General features: G+C 70.6%; 2 protein-coding genes. Both read right to left on the reverse strand.

What is annotated here, in order from left to right; translation table 11 throughout:
- Positions 1–260, reverse strand: a 260-nt coding sequence (locus tag ACE3UY_RS18665) for a DUF2071 domain-containing protein (RefSeq protein ID WP_374688989.1), incomplete at its 3' end; no start/stop codon positions are given.
- Positions 261–363: 103 nt separating this feature from the next.
- On the reverse strand, positions 364–2,712 hold a 2,349-nt coding region (locus ACE3UY_RS18670), incomplete at its 5' end, for a M28 family peptidase (RefSeq protein WP_374688990.1).

Raw genomic sequence — 2,712 nt, forward strand, 5'->3', positions numbered from 1 at the left:
AAGGCCGAGAACCCGGGCAAATCGGGCAGCAGCCGCGCCGTCACCCCCGCCATGCGGAACGGCACGATGCCCAGCCAGCTCACGCCGTCGTACTCCTGCACCGTCAGCCCCGCCGGAACCAGCGGCCGGACAGCCGCCGCCGGCACGGGCCAGTGGGCAAACAGCAGGTCGCGCCACGACTGCCGCCCCACCCACGGCCCCTCCGGCAGCGGCCAGGGACGATGATCGACGTGCTCGAATGCAGGGTGTCGCGTTGGCATGGAGTGATTCTCACGCAAAGAACGCCAAGAAGCAAAGAGCGCAAAAAGAGGATTCCTTCTTTGCGCTCTTTGCTTCTTGGCGCCCTTGGCGTGAGCTTCTTCCTTATCTTACTGTCACGGTGCTGCTCACCAGCGCCCCATCGGCCACGTCGGCCGCCGGGGAGGTCATCATCCAGTCCGGCCGCGGCGCGACAGCGAGACCGGCCAGACCGGCCAGATCGGTCAGGTCTACCAGCAGCCGATCCATCGCCCGCACCGTCACCGCCCCCGCCCCTTCGGTCGTCAGGTCGATGACCGGCGCGTGGTTCCGGCCGATAAATTTGAGGACGTACTCGGTCGGCCGCGTCCCGGCCAGGTCGAGCGGCTCGCCGTCGAGGGCGATGCCGGTGATGGGCGTGGCGCTGCGGATGGTCAACTCGGTCAGCCAGGCGGCTGACGGGCGGCGCGTGGTCAGGCGCAGTTGGCCCGCCTCGCCGGCCGCGGTCACGCCGGTGTGCGGCAAGGCCAGCAGCGGGGCGTCTGCGCTCAGCGCCGGGTAGGGCGTGTCCCAGGGCGGAACGAGCCACGGGTCAATCGTGGCCGGCTGGCCGCCGTCGGGGAGGAATTGGCGCGTCCACTCGTCCAGCACGTGGCGCGTCCCCCGTCCGGCGCGGGAGTCGTTGAACGCCACCCACGACGCCTGGCCCGCGTCGGCATCCAGCGTATAGACCACGCTGTTCGCCCACGGCCGGTCAACCGACGACCGCAGGAACAGGGCAGGGATAGCAAATAGCGCCAGGGCCAGCACACCAACGATCAACGCCCAACGACCACGCTTCACGCGTCGTTCGTCGCCTGTTGTTCGTCGCTCTCCCGCCAGCCACGCCACCACCGGCGCGGCCAACCACGCCACCGGCCAGGCGAAGACGGCCGGCAGCGCGGCCATCGGCGGGCCGTTCATGCCCTCGGCCCGCCCGGTGTAGATCCACAGCCAGTAGAAGACGGGCGCGAAGAGCCACACGGCCACGGCCGCCGGCGCGATCGCTTCCAACGCCAGCGCCCGCCAGCCTGGCTCCGGCCAGCGCGCGGCGATCAGCCAGCCCAGCGCCAGCACCAGCAGCGGCCAGACAAACAGATAGCTCAGCCCCGGCAGCGCCGCGGCCGTCAGCAGAGCCAGCAGCGCCCACCACACCGCCCCACTCGCGGCCAGATCGGCCGAAGCGATACGCCGCCGCGCCACCGCCCACCAACCGAGCGCCACGGCCAGCGTCAGCGCCAGCGCGCCGGCCAGGTAGAACTCGCCGCCGTACCAGCCGCCCACTGTCATGTTATGTAAATGTGGCGTCAGGAAACGGGTCAGCCACCAGACGGCCGTGACGACGATGACCGCCGTCAGCAGCGCCAGAAGCCAGACGCCGGCCCCGGCCAGCAGCCCCTTGATCGACAACTCCGACTGCCGGAAGCGCAGGTATAGCGCCGCCAGCAGGACGACGACTGCCAGCGCCGCCAGCGGCAGCGCCAGCGCAGTCGAATAGCGGACGACCAGGCCCGGCCAGAGGGCGAAGAGCACCAGATTGGGCGTGCGTGGCAGCGCGTCGAGCGGCCGGTTGCCGAAGTGGCGCGTCGTCGCCAGAGCGAAGTCGCCCATGCCCTGCACGCTGCGCGGGTCGAGCCGCGCCGGGCTGTCGGCCGGGCTGTGATAGGAGGCAACCGTGTTCAGCGACAGGTAGATGAAGCCCAGCCCCGGCGCGTCGTTGACCAGGAAGCCGTCCAGGTCGGAGCCGGTGTTGCCAGCCACGGCCCACATGAAGTCGTTGAGGAAGGAGGAGGCCAGCGGGTAGCGCGTCCCTTCGGCCATGGCGTCCAGCGCCTCGCCGGCGATGGCTCCGGCGCGCTCGCCGCTGACGTAGATCATCGGCGCGCTCTCCGTGCCCAGTCCCTCGAAGACCAGCGACAGCCCCACGTCGCGCCCCCAGGGGTGGTCGCGCATGAAGCCCAGCGCTCCGGCCACGCCGATCTCCTCGCCGTCAGTGAAGAGGAAGATGACGTCGTTGCGCAGCGGTTGCCCGGCGTCGGCCGCGGCGTCCACCGCTCGCAGCGTCTCCAGCGTCGTCACGGCGCACATGCCGCAATCGCTGGCGGCGACGGAGGCGGGGACGGAGTCGTAGTGGCCGCTGACCAGCAGCGCCTTGCCGCCCGGCTGGCTGCCCGGCACGCGTACCAGAACGTTGTTGACGCTCATCAGGTGCGTCTCCGGATGGCCGGGGAAGTGGCGCAACACGTTGACGCTCTGCACCTCCGGCTCATAGCCCAGGGCGCGAATCTGATCCATTAGGTAGGCGCGGACGGCCGCGCTGGCGTCCGACCCGACGGGCCGCGGTGTGGCGGCGAGTACATCCAGATGAGCCACGGCTCGCTCGGCCGAGAAGACCAGCGGCGTGGCATCGGCCGGCGTGACGGCGGGGACGGCCCG

Source organism: Promineifilum sp. (SeqCode) (assembly GCF_041918635.1).
Taxonomy (GTDB): domain Bacteria; phylum Chloroflexota; class Anaerolineae; order Promineifilales; family Promineifilaceae; genus Promineifilum.